General features: G+C 45.1%; 18 protein-coding genes. 8 read left to right on the plus strand and 10 right to left on the minus strand.

Annotated features, from left to right (window positions below; translation table 11 throughout):
• Positions 1 to 65: 65 nt before the first annotated feature.
• The gene (locus BDI_RS20875) at positions 66 to 302 is read left to right on the plus strand and encodes a hypothetical protein (RefSeq protein ID WP_154395402.1); all 237 of its coding nucleotides are present in this window, start codon (positions 66 to 68) and stop codon (positions 300 to 302) included.
• Between the two features lie 214 nt (positions 303 to 516).
• On the opposite strand, the gene BDI_RS08315 is transcribed toward BDI_RS20875, so the two are convergent.
• Entirely contained in the window at positions 517 to 2976 is a 2460-nt protein-coding gene (locus BDI_RS08315) for a hypothetical protein (protein ID WP_005866357.1), read from the minus strand.
• Positions 2977 to 3201: 225 nt separating this feature from the next.
• On the opposite strand from BDI_RS08315, the gene BDI_RS08320 reads away from it, so the two are divergent.
• The 6 genes from BDI_RS08320 (at position 3202) to rpiB (ending at position 10209) form a co-directional block, all read left to right on the plus strand.
• On the plus strand, positions 3202 to 4278 hold the full coding sequence (locus BDI_RS08320; RefSeq protein ID WP_005866355.1) for an aldose epimerase family protein: 1077 nt from the start codon (positions 3202 to 3204) through the stop codon (positions 4276 to 4278).
• 45 nt (positions 4279 to 4323) lie between these two features.
• The gene (locus BDI_RS08325; protein ID WP_005858093.1) at positions 4324 to 5598 is read left to right on the plus strand and encodes an MFS transporter; all 1275 of its coding nucleotides are present in this window, start codon (positions 4324 to 4326) and stop codon (positions 5596 to 5598) included.
• Between the two features lie 107 nt (positions 5599 to 5705).
• Positions 5706 to 6851: a galactokinase gene (gene galK, locus BDI_RS08330; protein WP_005858095.1), complete on the plus strand. Its 1146-nt coding sequence runs from the start codon at positions 5706 to 5708 to the stop codon at positions 6849 to 6851.
• Positions 6852 to 6871: 20 nt separating this feature from the next.
• Positions 6872 to 7564: an NUDIX hydrolase gene (locus tag BDI_RS08335; RefSeq protein ID WP_008779607.1), complete on the plus strand. Its 693-nt coding sequence runs from the start codon at positions 6872 to 6874 to the stop codon at positions 7562 to 7564.
• 180 nt (positions 7565 to 7744) lie between these two features.
• Positions 7745 to 9775 (plus strand): transketolase family protein, encoded by a 2031-nt coding sequence (locus BDI_RS08340; RefSeq protein WP_011966554.1) that lies wholly within the window; start codon positions 7745 to 7747, stop codon positions 9773 to 9775.
• 2 nt (positions 9776 to 9777) lie between these two features.
• Entirely contained in the window at positions 9778 to 10209 is a 432-nt protein-coding gene (gene rpiB, locus BDI_RS08345) for a ribose 5-phosphate isomerase B (RefSeq protein ID WP_005866347.1), read from the plus strand.
• Between the two features lie 142 nt (positions 10210 to 10351).
• Here rpiB and BDI_RS08350 read toward each other — a convergent pair whose 3' ends face one another.
• The 3 genes from BDI_RS08350 to BDI_RS08360 form a co-directional block, all read right to left on the minus strand.
• Positions 10352 to 11929: a carboxylase gene (locus BDI_RS08350; RefSeq protein ID WP_011966555.1), complete on the minus strand. Its 1578-nt coding sequence runs from the start codon at positions 11927 to 11929 to the stop codon at positions 10352 to 10354.
• Between the two features lie 106 nt (positions 11930 to 12035).
• Positions 12036 to 12956: an endonuclease/exonuclease/phosphatase family protein gene (locus BDI_RS08355; RefSeq protein WP_009274939.1), complete on the minus strand. Its 921-nt coding sequence runs from the start codon at positions 12954 to 12956 to the stop codon at positions 12036 to 12038.
• 11 nt (positions 12957 to 12967) lie between these two features.
• Complete coding sequence (locus BDI_RS08360; protein ID WP_005858107.1) at positions 12968 to 13903, minus strand: alkaline phosphatase; 936 nt, start codon at positions 13901 to 13903, stop codon at positions 12968 to 12970.
• A 134-nt stretch (positions 13904 to 14037) separates the two neighbouring features.
• Here BDI_RS08360 and BDI_RS08365 point away from each other — a divergent pair, with 134 nt between their 5' ends.
• Positions 14038 to 15129 carry a glycoside hydrolase family 76 protein gene (locus tag BDI_RS08365; RefSeq protein WP_008779603.1) on the plus strand — a complete coding sequence of 364 codons (1092 nt, stop codon included), beginning with the start codon at positions 14038 to 14040 and terminating at the stop codon, positions 15127 to 15129.
• Here BDI_RS08365 and BDI_RS08370 read toward each other — a convergent pair.
• The 6 genes from BDI_RS08370 to BDI_RS08395 form a co-directional block, all read right to left on the minus strand.
• Complete coding sequence (locus BDI_RS08370) at positions 15118 to 15309, minus strand: hypothetical protein (RefSeq protein WP_009274938.1); 192 nt, start codon at positions 15307 to 15309, stop codon at positions 15118 to 15120. The genes BDI_RS08365 and BDI_RS08370 overlap by 12 nt on opposite strands.
• A 216-nt stretch (positions 15310 to 15525) precedes the next feature.
• Positions 15526 to 17100, minus strand: a complete 1575-nt coding sequence (locus BDI_RS08375; RefSeq protein ID WP_009017144.1) for a sulfatase family protein — start codon at positions 17098 to 17100, stop codon at positions 15526 to 15528.
• Positions 17097 to 18527, minus strand: coding sequence for a sulfatase family protein (locus BDI_RS08380; protein WP_009274937.1), 1431 nt, complete (start codon positions 18525 to 18527; stop codon positions 17097 to 17099). The genes BDI_RS08375 and BDI_RS08380 overlap by 4 nt, the downstream gene beginning before the upstream one ends.
• Before the next feature lie 84 nt (positions 18528 to 18611).
• The gene (locus BDI_RS08385; protein WP_011966556.1) at positions 18612 to 20117 is read right to left on the minus strand and encodes a RagB/SusD family nutrient uptake outer membrane protein; all 1506 of its coding nucleotides are present in this window, start codon (positions 20115 to 20117) and stop codon (positions 18612 to 18614) included.
• Between the two features lie 18 nt (positions 20118 to 20135).
• Complete coding sequence (locus BDI_RS08390) at positions 20136 to 23510, minus strand: TonB-dependent receptor (protein WP_011966557.1); 3375 nt, start codon at positions 23508 to 23510, stop codon at positions 20136 to 20138.
• 172 nt (positions 23511 to 23682) lie between these two features.
• Positions 23683 to 24654, minus strand: a complete 972-nt coding sequence (locus tag BDI_RS08395) for a FecR family protein (protein WP_011966558.1) — start codon at positions 24652 to 24654, stop codon at positions 23683 to 23685.
• Positions 24655 to 24933 lie beyond the last annotated feature (279 nt).

The following is a 24933-nucleotide window of genomic DNA, read 5'->3' on the forward strand; positions in this document are numbered from 1 at the left end:
GGTACAAAAGTTTCTCCCCAAAAGCGGAGAAAGACGTCAAAGGAGTTATGATTTCTTGAAAAGAGATGAAAGCAGCCGGCTCTTTATTCGCTATTGAAAATAAAGATGTAGAAGCACACACCCGTACCTTCTTTTGGGAGAAAGAATCGTTGGCGACCACAGTCAATGCGGCAAAAACGACCATGCACAAAAACATTGCCTTTAACCACTTCATAACAAGAACAAAATTGATCAAAGGCAAATGTATGGATTTTCACTCAATAAATCCAAACAATAAGCATGCAAATAACACGAATATGTAAATCATTGATTATCATCATCCTTAAAAACATGATTATATTTCTGAAAAAACACGTACATGTTTTCCACAAAAGTCGTACATGTTTTTCGGAAAACACGTACACGTTTTTACCGGGTCATACGACAGAAGACAAGAACAAATATAGAAATAGACAATAACCCTCCTTATCATGATGAGAATTTCCCTCATCAGTCCCGTGTAGGTTTGAGGCTATATCAAAACCCAAGCCCCAACTCAAAGGCGAACCGGAAACTATCCGTCGAGCCGAACCAAGAATATTTAGTGGTGAACTTATTCAAGAAAGTAAGCCAAATCCCGCCACCATAGGAAGTATGCCAACTATGGGAACGCTCACCGGGAAACCAGACCCGCCCATAATCAAAGCCCGCGAATAGACCATATTTTAAGGGAGTGAACGGATTCTTTAGTTTTCCCATGTCCAAGCGTAAATCCGAGTATTGGTAAAAGGATTGCTTTCCGATAAAACGGTTCTCACGGAATCCCCTTAAATCAATCGTGGCGGCTTGATAGAACTCATAGTCATTATCGAATAATACCGTTCCCTTCATCAAGGAGGCCCAAGTAAAACGATCCGAGAACCGTACGTTCCATGAAAGGCTTCCCTGCGCATAGGGGAAATTACGTTCCGGCTTTTTCAAATTCATTTTCCATCCGGCCGTCCATTCGGTTTCCAATAGGGGAAGCCACGAATAAGGCTGTTTCGTTATCCGGTAAGTAGCGCCAAGACCTACGAAATAATTCGTGCGGAAAATAGGATGATCTTCTCCATAAACCGTATAAATATATCGATCATCCGTACGTTTAGCCTTGTACATATCCAAAGAGCCAAAGAATGTCATCACCTCTTCTTTCCTCAAATCCATCTCGAAGGATGGATTAAACATATACGTCCGGAGCTTCACCCGGTTATAATTCTTTTTCTCCTCTTTATAGCCCGCCGTATTATTTCCAAATCCGAAGAAGTTCTCGAAGTTACGGGGTGAAGAAATGGAGGCATTTAGGTATAAACGTCTCCGGCCATCATAATTAGGGAAGATACCTGCATACATGAACCCTTTCAAATAATTATACCCGATCCGATGCTGATAGGTGAATGGGGCTCGTTTAAAGCCATACATCGTATATGTAAAGAACGTACCCAAACTAATACCTTTATCCGAATCATATATTCCCCACGGGGTAAAAGATATCTTATGGTATTTTATCTTTTGGTAATCATATTTATAATCTTTATCGTAGACATGTATTTTCCGGTTATGATTCAATTGGTATTGGTTCTCCCCCTCTCCGGAGATCAAGTATATCGGAAAATCTTTCCGTGTATTTCCCTTCACTTCAAACGTATCGTTTCCCGCAAGCCCATATAACCACAGTTCCTTGGTTTCCTTGCCGGAGAATTGTTGTTCCAACCTACAGTCTCCGGTCTCGGGATCATAAATCCGTAAAACAGTCCGGTCCGGCGCTTGCCGCTCGATCAAGAAATAATCGGATTGATTGGTTCCGGCAACCACTGGCGTACGTTGCAATAAGCGATAATATTGGCTGGCAACCGCTTCCAGCTCTAGCCTCCTTCGTTTCAACTTTCGTTTAATCAGTTCTATCTCATCATGTTTTACACCTTCCGGCAAATAAGTAAAAGCGCTATCGATCAAAGAGTCGGTCATCTGTCTCCGAATTTCTTGGGCTTGGCGTATCCAAACCGACTCATCACTGCGGCCTGCTACCGCCATATCCAGCGCAAAAGCTAGCTTATTGATTTTCTTTGTATCTTTTAAAATCAGGCTATCATAATTACAGATAAAATCCAACGATAACATCTTCAACATTTGCTTGAACAATACTCCGTCCACCTTCGTGAAAGCATGATTCCTATCGATCACGATCGGGGTATAAATTACGCTATCATTGACGGTATGTGACTGCCACTCCCAGTTTTCGTTCGTCTTATTCCAATCTCCGGTCCACATATCGAAAATACGTTCCCGAATGTATAGATTTTGATCCGCCATATAGTTTTTACTCACTTGAAGGCTGTCTAGAAAGTCTTCCGTGGTATACAAATTAGACCTTAAATTAATATCCGGAACATTGATTAGATTGACCAGCCTATCTTGTATATCGCTGCCGTCCGCAACTGTGTCTTTCCGTATGTGGGAAGGAATATAGTAAATACGGGAGGGAGAAAAACTCAATCCCGCGGACTTCGCTAAATAATCTGCGACCAAAAAGGTATAGGGATTGATAATCGTATAAGCATCTCCTAAGAACTCATCCAAATATGTATTCTTAAAATCAGTCTTATTATATATTTCCCGGAAAAACTTCGACTCCAAGAAACTTGTAGAGCCACCCAAGGGCTTTAGCAAATACAATTGCTTACGCTTATTCTCCAACAATAATCCGTGAAACCCTTCCGCTTGCCCGACGATATCCATCCCACCCCCCAACGTTTCTATCGTAGCCGAAGGAACCCTGATCGGGATCGTATAAAGGTGACGATAATGCCTCCCCCACATCCAATTATAGATCTTGCTTTTACCACTATCCGCTTGCGGATAAATGGACTTACGTACCCAATCTTGAGATTGGGAATAAAGCAAGCCGGGCATAAGCACAAAGAGTATGAGTATGATATATTTATAGGACGACCGCATGGACAATTTCTTTCTATCTTTGTTTTACTAATAACAGGGGTAAGACAAGAGTTGTTTTGTTTTTTTAGCCTAAGAGAAGAATCAAGGACTTGACGTATAAACAAGCGATAATTATATATTTTTGGTAGACAAATCTAAAATCATGCTATAAAACATTATTCAGAAAGGTTATAAATACAAAGAAGAAAGTTACTTTTACACGCAATTTCAATAATATTGATACGCATGAAGAACATAAATACACTGTCGGGCTTGTCTGTTGCTAACTTCAGCAAGCAAATTGACGGGAAAGAAACGGCGCTTTATACCCTGTGTAACAAGGTTGGAGCAGAGCTAGCGATCACGAATTATGGAGCGAAAATCGTCTCACTGATGGTTCCGGATAAGAACGGAAAAATGACCGATGTCGTTACTGGCCATAATTCGATTGAAGAGTACTTAACATCAGAAGAACCTTATTTCGGTGCCATTTGCGGTCGTTATGGAAATCGTATCGCCGCTGGAAAATTCACGATCGACGGTATTACTTATGACAAATTAGCCATAAATAATGGCCCCAATAGCTTGCATGGCGGAATCAAGGGATTCAATGCGGTCGTATGGGACGCCAAACAAATAGACGAGCAAACCATTGAGTTGAAATATACCTCCGCCGATGGCGAGGAAGGTTTCCCCGGAGAACTAAAGACAACCGTAACTTATCATCTGACAAATGAGAATGAGGTCGTTATCTCCTATCAAGCCTCTACGGACAAACCTACGGTCTTGAATCTAACCAATCATTCTTATTTTAACCTATCCGGTGCGGGAGACCCTTATATAGGAGACCATATTCTCACGATCAACGCCGACTATTATCTGCCTACAGACAATACGGCAATCCCGTACGGACCTAAAGAGAAGGTAGAAGGTACACCGATGGACTTCCGGACTCCTCATGAGGTAGGCGAACGAATCAATGACAATTTCGAACAGCTTATATTCGGTAAGGGATATGACCACACGTACATATTAAATAAAGAGGACAACGAACTTTCTTACTGCGCTCGCTGCTCCTCCCCCAAGACCGGTATCGTAATGGAAACTTATACGACTCAACCGGGCGTGCAATTATACACAGGTAACTGGATGACTGGGAATTTCGAAGGTAAGAACGGACAACGCTACCCGGAACGGGCCGCTTTATGTCTGGAAACCCAACATTTCCCCGATAGCCCCAACAAACCGGAATATCCGACAACGGAACTCCGCCCGGGCGAGGTTTTCCAAAGTACTACTATTTATAAATTCAGTGTAGAATAAGAGAATAATTTAAGTAATCTAATAATCTAAAACAACAAAAAAGAAATGGAATCAACAGCAAAAAAGAATTACACATTGCCTATTATCATGATGGTGGCTCTCTTCTTCATGATATCTTTCGTGACGGGTCTACAGAACCCATTCGGTATCATCGTTAAGAACCAGTTCGCTGCCAGCAACTTCATGTCGCAGCTGGGTAACGCGGCTAACTTTATCGCCTATGCCTTCATGGGTATTCCGGCCGGTATGCTATTGCAGAAGATCGGTTACAAGAAAACCGCTTTGTTAGCGATCATCGTAGGTTTCTGTGGTGTAGGTATTTCTTATCTTTCCGGTGTGGCTGGTAGCTACGCTGTTTATTTGACAGGTGCTTTCGTGTCCGGTTTCTCTATGTGTATGTTGAATACCGTAGTAAACCCGATGTTGAACACGCTAGGTGGTGGTGGAAACAAAGGTAACCAATTAATTCAGGTTGCCGGCTCCGTAAACTCTATCGGCGCTACGATCGTTCCGGTATTGGTTGGTTATTTGATCGGTGACGCTGCCAAGGCTCAGATCAGTGACGCTAACCCGGCATTGTTCTTGGCTATGGGTATCTTTGCCATCGTATTTATCGTATTGTTCTGCATGCAAATTCCAGAACCGCATATGGTTAAGGAAAATGAAGCCAAGACTCCGGACAAGCACAGCGCGCTTTCTTTCCGTCACTTCATTTTAGGTGCCATCGCAATCTTCTTGTATGTGGGTGTCGAAGTAGGTATTCCTAACTTCATGAACTTGTTCGCTACTTCTTCTGAGATCGGTATCGATCCTACAGTAGCCGGTTCTATCGTGGGTACATATTGGTTCTTGATGATGATCGGACGTTTGTTCGGTGCCTCTTTCGGAGCTAAGATCTCTAGTAAGGCGATGTTGTCATCAGCCGCCACGGTAGGTATGATCTTTATCTTGATCGCTATCTTTGCCCCTGCTACGACTAAAGTTAGTATGCCTGTATTCTTGTCTGATATCTCTTTCGGTATGGTTGAGGTTCCGGTTGGAATCATGTTCATGGCTCTTTGTGGTTTATGTACTTCCATCATGTGGGGTGGTATCTTCAACTTGGCAGTAGAAGGTTTAGGTAAATATACGGCAGCCGCTTCCGGTATCTTCATGGTGATGGTTTGCGGTGGAGGTATTCTTCCGTTGATCCAAGGAGCTGTAGCCGACGCTGGCGGTTTCATTACTAGCTTTTGGGTGGTATTCCTAGGATTGGCATATTTGCTATATTACGCTTTGATCGGTAGCAAGAACGTAAACAAAGACATTCCTGTTGAATAATAAGGACAGGACATAATATGATAAAGAAGAAATTATCCGGCAGAGTTATCTGAATGGGTAATTTCTTCTTGTTTATTCAATTATTTACCTTAATCAAATTAAGTATCATGCAACAAAAAATCAGAACTAAATTTAAAGAGTTATTTAATACCGAAGGTAGCTTATACACATCCCCGGGACGTATTAACTTGATCGGTGAACACACTGATTATAATGGAGGTTTCGTTTTTCCGGGTGCTGTAGATAAAGGGATGATCGCCGAGATCAAACCGAATGGGACGGGCAAAGTCCGGGCGTTCTCCATCGACTTAAATGATTACGCTGAATTTGGCTTGACCGAGGAGGACGCTCCTTCCGCAAGCTGGGCAAGATATATCTTTGGCGTATGCCGGGAGATTATTAAACGAGGTGGTAATATCCAAGGTTTCGATACCGTATTCGCTGGAGACGTACCTCTGGGCGCTGGAATGTCTTCTTCCGCCGCATTGGAAAGTACTTATGCTTTCGCATTGAATGACTTATTCTCATTGAATATCGATAAATTCGAGTTGGCTAAGATCGGTCAAGCTACAGAACATAATTATTGTGGCGTGAATTGCGGTATCATGGACCAATTCGCTTCCGTATTCGGCAAGGCCGGAAGTTTGATCCGCTTGGATTGCCGTTCTTTGGAATATAAATATTATCCGTTTAATCCGGTTGGTTACAAACTCGTGTTATTGGATTCGGTCGTTAAGCATGAGTTGGCATCCTCAGCCTACAACAAACGCCGTAAATCCTGCGAGAACGTGGTAGCCGCCATTCGCCGCAACCATCCGGAAGTAGAGTTCTTACGTGACGCTACGATGGAGATGCTGAACGAGGTAAAAGCGGATGTCAGCGCAGAGGATTACATGCGTGCCGAATATGTTATCGAGGAAATCCAACGTGTACTCGACGTATGTGCCGCTTTGGAGAAAGGCGACTATGAGACTGTCGGCGAAAAGATGTACGGCACGCATCAAGGTATGAGCAAGCTTTATGAAGTTAGCTGCGAGGAACTGGATTTCTTGAACGATATCGCCAAGGAATGTGGTGTAACGGGTTCTCGTGTCATGGGTGGAGGATTCGGCGGTTGTACGATCAACTTGGTTAAGGATGAGTTGTACGACGATTTCGTGAAGAAAGCCTTCTCCGCTTATAAAGAGAAGTTTGGCCGTGAACCTAAATTATATAATGTAGTAATCAGCGACGGAGCACGCAAGCTCTGTTAATCTTTAAAATCCATAAAACGATGTCAGCAGCTTTTTATCAAGACGAAGTAAAATTCTATGTTGCCGTAGATTGTATCATTCTAGGGTTTAACAATAAGGAGTTGAATGTTTTATTATACAAACGTTCGTTCGAGCCGATGAAAGGACAGTGGTCTCTTATGGGAGGCTTCGTGAAATCCGGGGAAAGCGTGGATGAAGCAGCATCACGGGTATTAACCGATTGCACGGGCATCGAGCATCTTTTTATGGAACAAATAGGGGCTTACGGAGATGTATCGCGTGACCTAGGGGAGCGGGTTATCTCCGTAGCTTACTATTCCTTGGTGAATATGAATGATTTTAGTCCCGAGATATTGGAAAGCCATAACGCTACTTGGACCAAGATATCCGAGCTTCCCGACTTGATTTTCGACCATAACCAAATGATAAACGATACGTTGTCCGTCCTTAAAAAGAAAGCGGCAAGCCGCCCTATCGGTTTCAATTTGCTTCCCGAGCAATTTACCTTGCCCCAACTACAGACATTGTATGAGGCCATCTACCAAACCCTTTTAGACAAACGAAACTTCCGCAAAAAGCTAAACGCCATGGATATTTTGGAAAAACTGGATATCAAAGACAAGAAAAGTTCTAAACGAGGAGCTTTCCTCTACAAATTCAACGAGAAAAAATACAACAAATGGGTTGAACAGGGTTTTGACTTCTCGCTCTAATCCGAATGATGTATACCCGCAAGAATAAGGCGCTCAGCGGGCTATCTTAAATATCTCTCAATTTATCAAAAATATAAGAAGATAGGAACCTTTACCGAAAAGGAATTGTTTGATTGATATAACGGCTCTTACAAAGAGTTTGATTATCTTTGCAGTCAAATAAATAATTCATCTGATAAAATGAACGATATTCAAGTAATGAACAAAGCAGCTGATAACATCCGTATACTGGCTGCGTCAATGGTGGAGAAAGCGAACTCCGGGCACCCGGGTGGCGCTATGGGTGGTGCAGACTTTGTTAACGTACTGTTCTCAGAGTTCTTAATATACGATCCCAAGAATCCCAAATGGGAAGGACGCGATCGTTTCTTCCTTGACCCGGGGCATATGTCTCCGATGCTTTATTCCGTACTGGCTTTAAGCGGCAAATTCACATTGGATGAACTTCAACAGTTCCGCCAATGGGGAAGCGTTACTCCGGGACATCCTGAGGTAGACGTTATGCGTGGTATCGAAAACACGTCCGGCCCGCTGGGACAAGGACATACTTATGCGGTAGGTGCGGCTATCGCGGCTAAATTCTTGAAAGCACGTCTGGGTGAGGAAGTAATGAACCAGACTATTTACGCATATATTTCCGATGGAGGTATCCAAGAGGAAATCTCCCAAGGTGCCGGACGTATCGCCGGAACTTTAGGACTGGATAACTTGATCATGTTCTACGACGCTAACAACGTGCAGCTATCTACCAAGGTAGAAGACGTCGATGCGGAGAACGTAGCCATGAAATACGAGGCTTGGGGCTGGAAAGTCATTCAAATAAACGGTAACGACATAAACGAGATCCGCAAGGCTTTAAAAGAGGCTAAGGCAGAGATCTCCAAACCGACTTTGATCATCGGTAACACCGTTATGGGGAAAGGTGCTGTCGGCGCTGATAACAGCTGTTACGAGAATAAGGTATCTACTCACGGACAACCTTTATCCGCGGCAGGAGCTTCCATCGCAGATACGATCAAGAACCTAGGAGGCGATCCGGAACATCCGTTCGCAATCCTTCCTGAGGTAGCCGAATTATATGCCAAACGTGCGAAAGAACTGGAAGTAATCGTCGCCGAGCGTTACGCCGTGAAAGACCTCTGGGCGAAAGCTCACCCGGACTTAGCGGCTAAGATGGAGCAATGGTTCTCCGGTAAGGCTCCTAAAATCGACTGGGCCGCAATCGAGCAGAAAGCGAACCAAGCGACCCGTGCCGCTTCCGCTACCGTATTAGGTGTGCTTGCTACCCATGTAGAAAACATGATCGTAGCTTCCGCCGACCTTTCCAATTCCGATAAGACAGACGGCTTCTTGAAAAAGACTCATGCTTTCGTGAAAGGCGACTTTAGCGGAGCTTTCTTCCAAGCGGGTGTAGCCGAGCTTTCTATGGCTTGTATCTGTATCGGTATGTCTTTACATGGTGGCGTGATCGCCGCTTGCGGTACTTTCTTCGTATTCTCCGATTACATGAAGCCTGCGTTACGTATGGCCGCATTGATGGAGCAGCCCGTTAAGTTCATCTGGACACACGACGCTTTCCGTGTTGGAGAAGACGGACCTACGCACGAGCCGGTAGAGCAAGAAGCTCAAGTTCGTTTATTAGAGAAATTGAAGAATCATAAGGGACACAACTCCATGTTGGTACTTCGTCCGGCAGACGTTGTGGAGACAACAGTCGCATGGAAACTAGCGATGGAGAACGTTTACACTCCTACCGCATTGATTCTTTCTCGTCAGAATATCACAGATCTTCCCGCTAAGGAAAACCGCTATCAAGAGGCTTTGCAAGCGGAAAAGGGTGCCTATATCGTCAATGAAGACGCTAATGCGGATGTAATTCTTTTGGCTTCCGGTTCCGAGGTATCGACTTTGGTCGAGGGCGCCGCCCTGCTTCGTGCCGATGGCATAAAGGTTCGTATCGTTTCCGTACCTTCCGAAGGTCTATTCCGTTCACAAAGCAAAGAATACCAAGAATCCATTCTTCCCGCAGGAAGCAAGATTTTCGGCTTAACCGCTGGTCTTCCGGTTAATCTGGAAGGGTTGGTAGGTCCTAACGGCAAGGTATGGGGACTTGAATCCTTCGGTTTCTCCGCCCCTTACAAAGTATTGGACGAGAAATTAGGTTTCACGGCTAAGAACGTTTATAACCAAGTAAAAGAATTATTAGCATAAAGATGGGTATAGTAGGTTTGTGTAGCGATCACGCTGGTTTTGAGTTAAAAGAATATATAAAGACAATCCTCGATGAAAGGGGATTGTCTTATAAAGATTTTGGAACTTATTCCTCTGACAGTTGCGATTATCCGGATTTCGCCCATCTGATGGGCAAGGCCGTAGAAGCTGGTGAGGTTTATCCGGGAATAGCTGTCTGCGGTACAGGGAATGGCATTAGTATGACCTTGAACAAACATCGGGGTGTCCGTGCCGCCTTATGCTGGCGAGAGGATATCGCGAAACTGGCACGTGAGCATAACGATGCGAACGTGTTATCAATGCCCGGTCGTTTTATCAGCAAGGAAGAGGCTAAGAAAATCGTTGAGATATTCTTGGATACACCTTTTGAGGGTGGTCGCCACCAACGTCGTATAGACAAGATCCCTTTGTAGAGTCCGCGTAAAAGTCACTTTATAAAATAAAGAAGGCTCTCCCATGGTTCGCTTACCATTCGGAGAGCCTTTTCGTATCACCGTTTAAACGGCAACGTACATATAATAGATGACGGATGCCAAATTTGAGGACTTTCTACTATTAAACAGTCGATCTCGCTTTTTGTTCTTTCCATTTAGTTAAAAATGTACGGGCTACCGTCGGGAACAACTCCAGCAACAGTATTTCTTTCTCATTCTCAGCTAATAGCACATCCAAATCCTCCAATACAGGATTCTCTTGCATCACGTAATGGGAACCGTCGTAAGGCACCTCATTTTGTACGCCGGCGATTTTCAACCGAAACGCCGGATCTACCGGAATCGGCGTCTTGCCATACTCTCCTTTTACCAAGGCGATAAACTGGTTGGAAGGATTACTATACATCGGGCGACCTTTCAGCTCATCCAGCGCACAGGAAACCGCTTGCGCCCCGATAATCTGGCTCGTAGGCGTCACCAACGGAGGTAAGCCGGCATCCATCCGTACTTGCGGAATGAGCGACATCGCCTTCTCCAACAAGTCGATCTGCCCCAATTGCTTCAACTGGGCAACCATATTCGTATACATACCTCCCGGGATCTGCGCTTTTTTCACCAACTCGTTCGGCTCGGGGAAATCAAAATACTCCTCGATCGCACGGCAATAAAGCAGCAAATCGTCCTCCTTATCTTTCCGGGCGGCCTCGATGGCATCGTTGAAGAAGCGGTCGATCTCGGCGGGGAAACTATCCTCTACGGGATTAAAGGGCCTCGGGAATTTCTTCGCGGTATCGAACACGGAAAGCTCCTTGCGGATCGTCAATAACTCCTTGTTGATCTTAGCGATCGCGTCCATATCAAGATCCAGCTCGATACCCAATTTCTTGCAGAAGATATAGACCAGCTCCACGGCGGGAGCGGCCGGTCCTCCGGCGAAGTTCCAGATATTCGTATCAACGATGTCCACCCCATTGATAATGGCGGATACGACCGACGCCAATCCGTAACCGGGCGTACAATGCGTATGGAAATCCACCGGTACCTTCAGGCTCTTCTTGAACAATCGCACCAATTCCGCCGTACGAGCCGGAGGTATCAAACCACTCATATCCTTCAGGGTGATCATATCAGCGCCCAGCGACTCCAGTTGAAGGGCCTTGTTTAAGAAATACTCATTCGTAAAAACAGGCTTATGCAAGGGCCGTCCATGCAAGGCGGCTTTTATACGTTCTACCGGGGAATGGTGAGGATCTATCGTATAACAGATGGCACAGTCAGCCTTTCCCCCGAATTTCTTCACATAACGGATCGTGGATTTCACGTTATCCACGTCGTTCAAAGCATCGAAAATACGCATGATATCGATACCAGAACGAATCGAGTTCCGGCAAAAGCCTTCTATAATCTCGTCGGGATAAGGATTATAACCGAATAAATTACGCCCACGGGAAAGAGCGGATAACTTGGAGGAATTTCCTATTTTCTCTTTGATGATCTCTAAACGATCCCACGGATTCTCACCTAAATAACGCATCACGGAATCGGGAACCGCCCCACCCCATACTTCCATGGCATAAAAGCCTGCGTCTTTGTAGTAAGGAAGTACACGGTCTATTTGCGCTTGAGACATTCTTGTAGCGAATGCCGATTGCTGACCATCGCGAAGAGTCAAATCACGAATCAATAATTTACGTATCATACCAAATTTGTTTAGATCGTTTTAGTCAATATTCTGATTATATAACAAGATCTAAACAAATTTGATAAAGATTACGGGGTTAATAATAACCAATTTTTCTAAAACCTCAGTCTTTTACTTCCACAACGATCATTACGGGAAAGTGGTCGGAAGGGGTACGGGCCTCATATTTACTCAATGACACCTCTTTCGGGAAATTACCGTTTTGCTCCTTCCGGGCGCTTTCTTTCGCCTCGGAGCGATAAGTATCCGTTAAGATTCCATACTTCTTCACCTCAAATTCTTTCGTAAGAAAAAGGTGGTCGATACGGCTATCGGTCTTGCGGTCCGGATGGAAACCGTTGAAGGTACCATTCGGGGCATAGCGGAAATCAGCGATCTCATAAGAGTCACGCATGATACCGGAACCATCTAACAACTGATAGGACTCACTTGTTTGGTCCACGTTGAAATCGCCGGTAAGGATAGCGGGAAGTTTCTTGGGGAACTCCTTGATCTTCTCCAAGATCAGCTTGGCGCTCTCGGCACGTGCCTGTACGCCTACATGGTCCATGTGAAGGTTGAAGAACAAGAAAGTGAAACCGGTTTGCTTATCCCGGAACTCACCCCACGTACAGATACGGGGAAGGACGGCATCCCAGCCCTTATTCGGACGGTCGGTGATCTCGGATAGCCAGAAATCGCCATGCTCCAAAACCTCGAACTTGTCCGTGCGGTAAAAGATAGCCGAATGCTCTCCCGCCCGCTTACCATCGTCACGTCCCACACCGATATAATCATATCCGGGCATGGCTTGCCTCAAGTCCTGCAATTGCGAATATTTGCCCTCTTGGGTACCAAAGATATCGAACCCGTGAAATTGTACGATCTGGGCGATGTAGGGATAGCGTTGTCCCCAACCGTTACCGTTCGTGGAATCGCCGCCGTTGGCGTTACGCAAATTATAGGTGGCAACCACCATTGTCTCCGCCTGTAAGGTTAATACGGCGCAAAAAAGAAAAATAAAAGAATAAATAACTTTCTTCATGATCTATGTTTTTAATTATCCTCGAAAGCTGATAATATCGGACGGGCGATCCACACCTGCGGCTGCGGTACGTCCAATAGGTAAGCCATCGTACCGGCGATATCATATACCATCGTGCTCTCCGGGATTTTGAAGCCTTTCTTTACGTTCTTTCCATAGAAAACGATCGGGGTTTGCATCTCGTTCATCGTCTTGCCACCGTGACCGGTCTCGATACCGCCGTGGTCGGCCGTCAGTATAACCACCGTATCATCCATGATACCCGCCTCACGAACGGCGTCCATCACTTGCGTCAAGCAACTGTCCAAATGATTCACCATGGCGAAATACTCCGGGGAACTCCATCCCTTGCCATGTCCGGTACCATCCGGCTGATCGTATATAATCGCGCAAAGGTTCGGCTTCTTCTCCTTGATATACTGAACGGCTACCGGGGTACATCCGTTCGGGTTCTCAGCCGACATCGGGGCATGCTTACGGAAGCTCATGGCCAAGGTATCCACCAGATAATTCATGCCTTCCCACTCATAGATATAGCCAATCTCAGCCTCGGGAGCCTTATCCCGGTACATGCCGAAGATATTCGGGAAACGGTTGTCGCTATTCACGACACGGGAAGGAAGCTCCGGCGTACGAGATCCCCACTCCGTATATCCGTGCAACTCCGGTCCTGCTCCCATAAACATGGAAGCCCAATTACAAGCACTCGACGAAGGCAGGATCGAACGATTCTCTAACGTGGAAGCACCTTCCGCCATCATCTTACGGAAAGTAGGCATATCCGCCCCATTATTCAAGCAATGGGCGCTCAAGCCGTCGAAACCAATCAAGATTACATGCTTTGGCAGATTCTTCTCTTTCAAAGGCACTTGCTGAGGTGCCGTATTACAGGCGCTCAGGCAGTATGCGATTACCGCACAACAAATAAATAAGATTTGCTTTTTCATCTTACCGTGTTTTTCTTTTATGATTAATATTGAAGTATCTTAGATTCCGTCAGACAAAGGTACAAAGTTTAAATAAAGTTCAAAAAGATCATTTATCTTTGTAGCTTAATCTAATCTTATTTTAATAAATACGTATGTACAAACATTTCCTGACAAGCGTATTGCTTGTATTTTTCATGCTATCCTGTAGCAAACTTTCCCCTTTTGAAGGAAAGATGCGAGAATGCGTACAAACCTCCCTAAGCTGGAGAAACGACACGACCGGTATCTGGGAAACAGCAGGCTGGTGGAACTCGGCGAACGTATTAACCGCCACCATTCGCTACGGTGCCGTAACCAAAGATCCGGCCATCCCTTCTGTCATAGAGGATGTATTCGAGAAAGCCCGTCATTACCAAGTAGGCGTAGACTCAACCGGTACTCCCCGTTATTGCGACAACTTCATCAACGATTATTACGATGACGAGGGTTGGTGGGCATTGGCATGGATCGAGGCCTCCAAACTGACCGGAGAGAAAAAGTACCTAGATATGGCCGAGATCATATTCGATGATATGACAACCGGCTGGAGCGACGCTTGCGGAGGCGGCATTTTCTGGAAGAAGAATCCACTGCATTACAAGAACTCGATTGCCAACAACTTATTCTCCCTTACGGCGATCCGTTTATATAAAGCGACCCAGAATCCGGCATACCTCGACTGGTTCAAGAAGAACGTAGATTGGTATATGCGAACCGGCATGATCAATACGAACATCTACCAAATCGAAGACGGTACCAAAGACGATTGTACCCCCAACCGAAATGCCCACTACACCTATAACCAAGGCGTAGCCATCGCTGTCTTAGCCGAGATGTATCTCCAAACCAACGATAAATCTTATTTGGAACTAGCGGAAAAGATCGCCGACGCTACCATCACCACACAATTGATAACTGACGAGGGTATTCTCCGTGAAATGAAGCCCGAGATCGATGATAGCAACGACGGTGTCCAATTTAAGGGTATCTTCATCCGTCATTTAGCCTTCCTGTATGAAGTGACAAAGAATCCGGCTTATAAAGATTTCATCTTGAAAAATGCGGAATCCATCATCACAAAAGATTATGATCCCACATCCAAAAGCTTCGGTTGTTATTGGTACGGCCCTTTCCACAAGGAAAACTCGGCAGCAAACGCTTGCGCTTTGGAATGCGTGATAGAGGCTTATGATTTAACGAAATAGGTATCCGGAAAGACGCAGCTTGTCGTTATTCACATAGCCAACGGGCGATATTCCGCTCTGGCTCCCCCGGAGCTGGAACGGATGTAACATACGGCTCTGGCTCATTGACAAAAAAACGGGACGGCGGACATCTCCGCCGTCCCGCCCAAAAGAGACAGCCTTATCTCTGTTTGTATTCATGTCAAGGCTGGTTTTTTACTGATAACGGGGCCATATAAACCCTGTTTTTCATATCGTGCACAAACATAAGACTTCTTTTTCACAAAAGAACAAATTCCTTCTTCTTTCTAGAAATACATGCTTTATAACATACCGCACGCCCTCTCGGTTGCTAGCGTGGACTTCTATTACAAAGGATAGGCGACGCAGCACGCTACGTCTCCCTCCGTTTTCTTTTTACCAATAATAGGTATCCATAATCTCCTTCATTTTAGGGGTATTCGTGTCCTCATCCTTAACATCTTTCCGCAGCTTCAGCATCTCCTCCTTCATTTGCCGGATGATCTTAGCGTATTGGGGATCGTTATAAGCGTTGTGATTCTCACGAGGATCGGATTGAAGGTCGTAAAACTCCCATGCTGGTGTCGTGGTCTTATCCTCCGAACCAGTCATATTCAGACGGTCGCCATAGAAAAACATCAGTTTATACCGCTCATTACGGATACCCATATGGGCCGGACGGTTCGAATGTTGGGTCCAATAACGATAATACATCTCCTTACGCCAATCCTTTGGGGTATTTCCTTTCAGATTATCGCGAAAACTATGGCCCTGCGATTCATTCGGGGTCTTCACGCCTGCGTAATCCGCCAACAAAGAGGCAAAATCCACGTTCAAGATCATATCCTTATTGCGGGTCCCCGCCGGGATCTCTTTCGGGTAACGGATCACGAAAGGCATACGTAGAGACTCCTCATACATCATACGCTTATCAAAGAAACCATGCTCTCCTAAGAAATAACCTTGGTCGGATACGTACACCACGATCGTATTATCGGCGATTCCCATATCGTCCAGCGCTTTCAATAACTTCCCGATATTATCGTCGATCGTAGCCCCGCAACGCAGATAGTCGCGCACCAATTTCTGGTAAGCGGCGCTACGGGCGGCAGATCGATGCATCCCCTTCGTCGTAAAAGGCAACTCCGGATACCGGCACCACCATTTATCAGGGTCTTGCGACGCCACGTCCCAACGACGGGCCAACTCCTCCAAAGGCTGTCCGGAGAAAGTACGTCCATTCGTCTCCGGCCCCCAATCAAATAAGTTCTCCGGTTCCGGGAAAACAACGCCGTCATACAAATGCCTCATCCGTTCTGGAAAATCCCAAGGTTCGTGTGTAGCCTTGAAATGACAACACATCATGAAAGGCCGGTCCTTATCGGCCTCTTTCATCCAACGGATCGCCTTATCTGTCACGATATCCGTGGAGAAACCTCGTACCCGCTCCCCGAAATTACGCTCACCCGGCCAAGGTTCCGTACAATTTATAAAAGTAGGGTCTCGGTACTCGCCTTGGTCATGGAACACGGAATAGAAGTCGAAACCTTGCGGTTGCGTTTTCAGATGCCATTTACCGACCAAAGCGGTCTGATAGCCTCCCGCCCGCATTTGCTTGGCGATATTATCCTGCTCCGGATCAAAAGAATCACTTAACGTGTAGACACCGTTCACGTGACTATAGGCTCCGGTCAAGATCGCCGCGCGACTCGGAGAAGAGATCGAGTTCGTACAAAAACAATTATCCAATACGCAACCCTCCGCAGCCAAGCGACGGATATTCTCGTTGCGGGCATATTCCCCCAACACGCCCCCGTAAATACCCCACGATTGGGAAGTATGATCATCCGATAGGATAAACAAGATATTGGGACGTTCCTCTTGCGCCGGTTTATTGGCGGCAAAGAGAGACTGCCCGTTTCCCGAAAGGCAACAGGCAGTCATTCCGATACTAATGATCGATTGTTTCATAAGTCATGACGTTTTTTCCCTTGTACTAAACCCGGTTCCCTACGTTCCGTACCCTTCATACGAGTCAAGTCATCCCCTAACTCATGGCGTTTCTGGTCCGCGATCTTCATCAATTTAGCGGCTTCCTCCGGATATTGGGTAATCACGTTATAACGCTCTCCCGGATCACGGCGCAGGTCGTACATCTCCGGCTTCATGATCTCCAGATTCGTCAACTTACCCGGCTGGCCGTCGTTTCCCGGCTCATAAGCCCCATAAGTAACGTATTTATGGGGGAATACCAATTTGAACATTCCATCCGTAACAGCCTCCAAGTCATTCTTTCGATAGTAATAGACGAAAGACTCACGTGGGTTGGCGTCTTTTTTACCCTCGATCAACGGCAAGATACTTACTCCGTCAATCTTGCGAGGAGGAAGCGGAGCCTGCGTGATCTCGGCGAACGTAGGAAGAAGGTCGATATTAGAAGCTAACTTATTACAAGTCGTGCCCGGTAACGTCTTACCTTTCCAGTACATGATACAAGGAACCCGGTTACCACCATCAAAGGTCGTAGCCTTTGCCTCACGTAACCCACCGGCTGAACCGGCATGATTCCCGTAATTGGTCCAAGGGCCATTATCGGAAGTCAAGATCACCAACGTATTATCTTCCAAGCCCAGCTCACGCAATGCCTTGAATATCTCACCTACACTCCAGTCGATCTCCATCATCACGTCGCCATATAAACCCTGCTCGCTCTTTCCCTTGAATTTATCGGAAACGGCCAACGGTACATGGGGCATATTATGGGCCAGATACAAGAAGAAAGGCTTATTCTTATTCTTCTTGATGAAATTAACAGAACGGGTGGTATAATCCGTAGTCAACCGTGTTTGGTCCGTATTATAACCGATAATCTCATTTCCGTCATAAGTCGGCAAATCCGGGAAATTAAAGACCTCACCTTGTTGCGGGTGGAATGGCCACATATCGTTAGAATACGGCAACCCATAATACTCATCGAAGCCATTTTGCAAGGGGAGGAACTCCTTTTGGCTACCTAAATGCCATTTACCGAAGATAGCGGTACTATATCCTTTCTGTTTCAATACCTCTGCGATCGTCATCTCCTCTGGATGGACACCGTAGTTCGAATCTGGCCCCGGAGCGCCGGAAAAACCGATACGATTCGGATAGCAGCCGGTCAACAAGCCGGCACGAGAGGCTCCACTGATCGGCTGTCCTACCAAAAAGTGCGTAAAACGAACGCCTTCCGCCGCCATCTTATCGATATTCGGAGTGGTATATCCGTAAGCTCCATTAAAAGAAAAATCTCCGTAACCCACATCATCCAAATTGATTAGGACGATATTCGTGTAATCAGCGGCTATGCCTGCCATTGAAAAAGCTGAGGCGGCCGTCAGTAACATTAGTTTATTCTTCATGATATTATTTATTGAAATATTGGCTTTGAAGTGCCATCCTGTGTTTGGCACTTCAAAGATAACAGTTTTTAATTTACCCAAGAATTAATCCCAGTTCGGATTTTGCTCCAAATTAGGGTTCAAGACTGTTTGGTTATAAGGGATCGGCCATAAATAATCTCGTTTCGGATTAAAAGAACGTTTCACGACTTCTATTCCCTCATAATTATGCATCATACCATTATTTTCTTTCTCAGCGGTTTTCCAGCGCAAGATATCCGAATAGTAGAGTCCTTCAAAGGTCAACTCGATACGGCGTTCACGGCGGATTACCTCACGCATCTGATCTTTCGTCAAACCTTTTGGTACTTCCGGCATATTGATATCCGGACGCCTACGCAATTGGTTGATGGCATCATAAACTGACTGATCAGGACCACTCGCCTCATTCTGCGCCTCGGCATACGTCAACAGAACTTCCGCATAACGAATCAAAATGAAATTGAAAGCCGAACGTTCTACTAAAGGAATCGTTACATCATCCTCATAAGAAGTGTATTTCTTCACACCGAAACCCGTAGTCGCCACATCTTCTTTTGTGATCGTCTTTCCTAAATACGGATAACCGATGCAAACGATCGATTTCAATAAACGGGGATCTCTGTTCTCATACGGACGAGTCGGATCATAAAGTGGTGACTCTTCTATCGTCTTCCCGTCAACACAGAGATATGTATCAACCAGTTCCTTCAAGGGAGCCGGACGATTCAAGCGCCAGATATTCTGATCATAATCCGTTGGATACTCTGGCAATTTCGCTTCTATATCAAAGATTACCTCACAATTATATTTATTATCTTCGCTAAAGAAATGACGATAATCATTGAATAATTGATAAACGCCAGACTCCATTACCTGCTTAGCAGCTTGGGCCGCCTCCGCCCAACGAGAATTATATAATAAAGTACGGGCTTTTAACGCTAACGCAGCACCTTTTGTCGCACGTCCCAAGTCTGAGCTAGCATAGGTGTCCGGTAGCACGGCAGCGGCCTCCTCCAAATCCTTGACAATCTGATTCACTACCTCTTCCTTGGAATTGCGAGGTAATTCGGCTTGCTCATCCGCATTGGGAGCATCTATAATCAGTGGCACACCTCCGAATTTATCGACCAGACTTAAATAATAGAAAGCTCGTAAGAACTTGGCTTCACCCACCATCTTCGCCTTCTCCGACTCGTCCATATCGACACCTCCTACATTAGCGATGAAAGTATTCGTACGGCCAATGCCAACGTAACAGTTCTTCCATAAGCTTCCGATTAAAGCCGTAGTAGACAAATGTTCACCTTTTCCAATTGCTTGCGTACCATTCGCCTCGTTATAAGGCATCGCATTCGCTGTCAACATATCGAATTCCATCGTATGCAATGAACGCCAAAGTTTCAATGCGTTGTAACATCCCATTATACCGGCACTCGCATGCTCTTTTGTCTTCCAGAATGTTTCCGTGGAATATTGATCGGAAGGATCTACATCCAACCAGCTATCGCAAGCGGTTAAACTCATACAAGCGACAGCGACACATATCATCTTATATATTTTACGTCTCATATTATTATTCCTTATTATTTAAAATGTGACATTAACACCTGCCGTATAAGTCCGTACAGACGGATAGGCATACCAGTTGCTTCCCTTCAAGTTCTTCTCCGGATCAAAATCCTTCATCGGAGAGAACGTGAATAAGTTTTGCGCATTGACAAAGACCTTCAATCTCTTAACAACACCGCTTTTCAAGAAAGAGACCGGTACGTTATAAGAAAGTTGCAAGTTCTTCAAACGTAAATAAGAGGCGTTTCTCAACCAGAAATCATTTGTACGGAAATTCTCATTCAAGCATCCTTCATATGTAGTCAAGATAGGCAATGTAGCGCTGGTTCCCCGCTCGGGAGTCCAAGCATCCGTCAACCATTGTTCCGGCAAACCACAACCAAACCATAAAGGAGTAGCACCAATGCGGTCTCCATATGTATAGACATCAGTTACACCTTGGAAGAAAGCGCTCAGATCCCAATCCTTATATCCTAAGTTGATATTGAATCCATAAGTTATCTTAGGAATCACACCACCACGTATCTGGCGGTCATCTTCGGTAATTTTCCCATCTCCATTCGTATCCTCAAACTTCAGATATCCCGGTTTAGTAGCCGCGGTTTGATACGGACTATTCTTGATTTCCTCCTCAGATTGGAAAATACCGATAGCATGAAGCATATAATAAGAATCGATAGGCTTTCCTTCTTCCAAGATAAACATTCCATCAATGATTGTTTGCCCCTTCAAGCTAACGATCTTATTTTTGATAAAGGTCATATTTCCATTTACCTCGTAACGGAAGTTCCCGATATTGTTCCGATACCCCATATTCAACTCGAAACCTTTATTGCTCACCTCGCCGATATTACGGATCGGCCCATCCAGACCACCTACTTGATCCGGCAAAGTAACCTTACGCAAGATGTCGGAAGTACGTTTATCAAAGAACTCGAAAGAGAAATCCAAGTTTCCGTTTAATAAGCTAGCGTCAATACCGACATTCGTCATGGTCGTTGTCTCCCATGTAATGTTCGGATCGTTATAAGCGGTAATAGCCGCTCCGGATTGCATCGCTCCATTCAACGGGTAGTTATAATCCGTGATTGAACCATCATTTTTTATCACCTTCAAGTTCATTAGGTCCACGTAGCGGAACAAATCGATACGCTCGTTACCCAATTGTCCCCAAGAAGCTCTCAATTTCAGATTGTAGATCCAAGGAATATCTTTCATAAATTCTTCCTCGCTCAAACGCCATCCGGCAGAGAATGAAGGGAAAATACCCCAACGATTTCCTTTGGCAAAACGGGACGAACCATCATAACGAAAGTTACCCTCAAATAAATAACGGTCTTTATAACCATAATTCACCCTACCAAAATAAGACATCAAGACTGATCTCGAGGAAGTGCCCGCTACACTCGGATTACTAGAACCCGCATTTAATTCGTGCAACTCGTTCCCTAAGAAACCTTCTACCTTAGCGGAAAATTCAGTCTTATCATCACTCTCAAAACTATAGCCAGCCAAGACTTTTACGTCATGGGCATCATTGAACTTCTTGCCCCAAGATAAGGTATTGAATACCGTAACTGCCAAGTTATTCTTATCACCTTTATAAGCATGGCGTGTATTCTGACCGTCATAAACCACTCGTTTTTCCTCATTGGTCTTCAACTGATATTCGTATACATCAGGCGCAAAACGAGATTGCAGATAATCATATTTGTTTAAACCGACATTCAAGTTATAAACGATATCAAACGGAAGCTTATATTCCGCAGACAAATTCGCCAACATACGCAAGGACTTATGCTTGTTCTCGCCCTCATCGGCCAACGCCAACGGATGGCGATAGATATTATGCCCAGGAGTACGGATAAAAGTATCCGCATAGCGACCATCGGCCGTATAAGTCGGGTGGAAAGCCTGCGCTTTATAAGTCATCTCCACTAAGTTTGCCACACCCGCTACCGGCTCATTATAGATCTGATAATGCGCATTGATATTAGCGCCGATCTTCAAACGGCTATTTACCTGAGCAGTCGTATTCACGGCTAAAGTATATTTATTGGAGTCCGTACCACGCAATACTCCATTTTGATCGCCATAACCTAAAGATACGGAATACGTATATTTATCATCACCTCCGGAGAAACGCATGTTATGCTCCATGATAAAGGCATTATTATACATGATATCCAACCAATTATTCTGCGGATACATAATCGGGTCTGTCAACATACCTTGTTTGTACTCCTCGATTAACGCATCAGAATAATCCACCGTTAGTTTACCTTCGTTCCGTTGCGCTTGGTTTCTCATTTCCATAAATACGACCGGGTCATATACGAAATCCGGCAGATAGGTAGCCTGCTGCACGCCAAAATAATTATTATAATCGACGGTAAACTTACCTTTCTTTCCCCCCTTTGTCTTTACCAAGACAACGCCATTCGCCGCACGAGAACCGTAGATAGCGGAAGAAGCCGCATCTTTCAATACGGAAATACTCTCAATATCATTCGGATTTACCGCTTCCAACGGAAACTCGATGCCATCCACCAAAATCAATGGATTATTATCGTTCAAGGTTCCCTGACCACGAATACGAATCGTCGCCCCGTCCGCTCCCGGCTGAGCACCCGCTTGATTTACGTAAACACCTTGCGTACCTTGCAACGCTTGGGTCGAGTTGGTGATCGGGCGATTCTCCAACGTCTCCGCATCCAAAGAGGAGATCGCTCCCGTTAAATTCACTTTCTTCTGCGTTCCGTAACCTACGACCACGACCTCATCCAACTTCTGGGTATCCTCGGACAGGCTAACCATTACTTTCGAAGAATTACCGACCTCGACCGTACGATCCGTATAACCGATATAAGAAACTACCAAGATCGCATTGTCCGGTACTTCCAGACTGAAGTTTCCATCGATATCCGTAATCGTTCCGTTCGTAGTGCCTTTAACGACAACATTCGCCCCGATAATGGGTTCTCCCAACGCATCTTTTACTTGTCCGGTAATCTTTCGTGGCGAAGACTGGAATAAGGCATTCGGATGTGAGACACTTGAAACACTCTTTGACTTAATTATAATCTGCCGGTCTACAATCTCATATTGGTATCCCGTATTTTTCAAGGCTTGCTCTAAGACCTCCTCTAACGAGGCATTATTTGCTTTTACACTCGTTTTCCTATTTACATTTACTTGATTATCATTCAAGAAGAACGTGTACTCACTATTTTTCTCTATTTCTTTTAGCACTTCCGATATACTGCAATCCTGTTTATTCATGGAAAGCTTATAATTCTGTCCATAGGTAGAAGCGGATACAGTACATGCGAAAGCCAAGGATAACAACGTACTTATCTTCATGACTCGGTTTACTTTTCTGATTTTTTTCATAACTTTGTAATGTTTCTGATGAATAAATTAGCAGGTGTGTCGGCCTCTCAACTCCTAACGCCTGCCGTCAAGAACATTTGCTCAGGAGGAGAAACCTAGTTTGTCCTCCTGTTTTTTTATTAGACTTAAGAACTGTTAACAAGCATATCTTTTAGAATTTAACGTTAGACACTCATTTATCTCCCTTTATATATAGTTCATATTCATTGTCTTTCTCTCTGTATTTAATGGGTGACGTATTGCTCAGCATAAACAGGATTCGCTCCAAGGATTCATCCCGTACCTTAAACGTAAACCGATATTTCTCCGCTATCTCCTTCGGGCATTTTATCTTCCGCCCGAACCAAGGCTCCAGACGGGTAAGGATCATGCTCAAGCGTTCGTTCTCAAAACTGAGGACACCGTTACGCCAACCCGAATACTCCTCGGCATTAACCGTCTTAACTCTAACGGTATTCGCTTGTTTGTCGAAAACCAACATCTCGTTCGGATTCAATATCACCTCACGCCTGTTCTTCATATTGGGACCTCCCAAGCCAATCTTCACCTTACCGTTTAGCAGGATCGTCTCCAACTTGCTCTCGGAATCATAATTGAAAACCTCGAAGGCCGTGCCCAAGGCCGTTACATCCATGTTCTTGGTATGCACGGTAAATGGTCTTTCCCGATCTTTCGCCACGTCGAAGAAGGCTTGCCCTTTTAATTCCACATCACGGGTCTTGCCATCGAAACTCTTTGGGTAGATCAATTGGCTATTAGGCCCCATTCTCACGGTCGTACCGTCCGATAAGGAAACCGACTCTATGCAACGGACACCGGAGGCCATTACATATATATATTGATCTTCTTTCGTATGAGACCAATAAACTACGCTTCCTACACCTAAAAGTAGCAATATGGAGGCGGCTATCGCCGTAATCTTATAGACCCAGAGTTTACGGACACCGTTTGTCGCCATTGTCCGGGCTATGATTCGTTCCCACATGCGATTCCCCACCACGGGATTCACGCGATCCGCAGCCTCGTCCCATTGGGAACGCATACGCTCTTCCACTTTTGGGTCACACAGCAAACGTTGCCGATCTTTCTCATCCAGAGCATCCCGCATCAACTTCTTCAATATCGTTCTCGTATCTTCGCTCATGTTTATTATTCTTGTTCTATTTATAAATACACGCCATGTTTTCCTTCCCCCTATTGGGTGATAAAAAAATTTCACTTAGGTATACAAGAAATATAACGGATCTTCCTTGCTTTCCATCCTTATATTTCCGTCCTTTGTATTCAATGAAATTGGTTGCCGACGGTGTCGGCAGTATTTCCGACGCCGTCAGCAATATTTCCGACAGCGTCAGCAGCATTGCCGAGGGCGTCGGCAACCGATTTCATCAAATAGAAACGCCAAAGAGATAAACGTTAAATC

It is taken from the genome of Parabacteroides distasonis ATCC 8503, from assembly GCF_000012845.1.
Taxonomy (GTDB): Bacteria; Bacteroidota; Bacteroidia; order Bacteroidales; family Tannerellaceae; genus Parabacteroides; species Parabacteroides distasonis.

Coding starts and splice junctions, on each gene's coding strand:
- BDI_RS20875 (WP_154395402.1), top strand. CDS start 66: ATGAAAGCAGCCGGCTCTTTATTCGCTATTGAAAATAAAGATGTAGAA.
- BDI_RS08315 (WP_005866357.1), bottom strand. CDS start 2,976: ATGCGGTCGTCCTATAAATATATCATACTCATACTCTTTGTGCTTATG.
- BDI_RS08320 (WP_005866355.1), top strand. CDS start 3,202: ATGAAGAACATAAATACACTGTCGGGCTTGTCTGTTGCTAACTTCAGC.
- BDI_RS08325 (WP_005858093.1), top strand. CDS start 4,324: ATGGAATCAACAGCAAAAAAGAATTACACATTGCCTATTATCATGATG.
- galK (WP_005858095.1), top strand. CDS start 5,706: ATGCAACAAAAAATCAGAACTAAATTTAAAGAGTTATTTAATACCGAA.
- BDI_RS08335 (WP_008779607.1), top strand. CDS start 6,872: ATGTCAGCAGCTTTTTATCAAGACGAAGTAAAATTCTATGTTGCCGTA.
- BDI_RS08340 (WP_011966554.1), top strand. CDS start 7,745: ATGAACGATATTCAAGTAATGAACAAAGCAGCTGATAACATCCGTATA.
- rpiB (WP_005866347.1), top strand. CDS start 9,778: ATGGGTATAGTAGGTTTGTGTAGCGATCACGCTGGTTTTGAGTTAAAA.
- BDI_RS08350 (WP_011966555.1), bottom strand. CDS start 11,929: ATGATACGTAAATTATTGATTCGTGATTTGACTCTTCGCGATGGTCAG.
- BDI_RS08355 (WP_009274939.1), bottom strand. CDS start 12,956: ATGAAGAAAGTTATTTATTCTTTTATTTTTCTTTTTTGCGCCGTATTA.
- BDI_RS08360 (WP_005858107.1), bottom strand. CDS start 13,903: ATGAAAAAGCAAATCTTATTTATTTGTTGTGCGGTAATCGCATACTGC.
- BDI_RS08365 (WP_008779603.1), top strand. CDS start 14,038: ATGTACAAACATTTCCTGACAAGCGTATTGCTTGTATTTTTCATGCTA.
- BDI_RS08370 (WP_009274938.1), bottom strand. CDS start 15,309: ATGAATACAAACAGAGATAAGGCTGTCTCTTTTGGGCGGGACGGCGGA.
- BDI_RS08375 (WP_009017144.1), bottom strand. CDS start 17,100: ATGAAACAATCGATCATTAGTATCGGAATGACTGCCTGTTGCCTTTCG.
- BDI_RS08380 (WP_009274937.1), bottom strand. CDS start 18,527: ATGAAGAATAAACTAATGTTACTGACGGCCGCCTCAGCTTTTTCAATG.
- BDI_RS08385 (WP_011966556.1), bottom strand. CDS start 20,117: ATGAGACGTAAAATATATAAGATGATATGTGTCGCTGTCGCTTGTATG.
- BDI_RS08390 (WP_011966557.1), bottom strand. CDS start 23,510: ATGAAAAAAATCAGAAAAGTAAACCGAGTCATGAAGATAAGTACGTTG.
- BDI_RS08395 (WP_011966558.1), bottom strand. CDS start 24,654: ATGAGCGAAGATACGAGAACGATATTGAAGAAGTTGATGCGGGATGCT.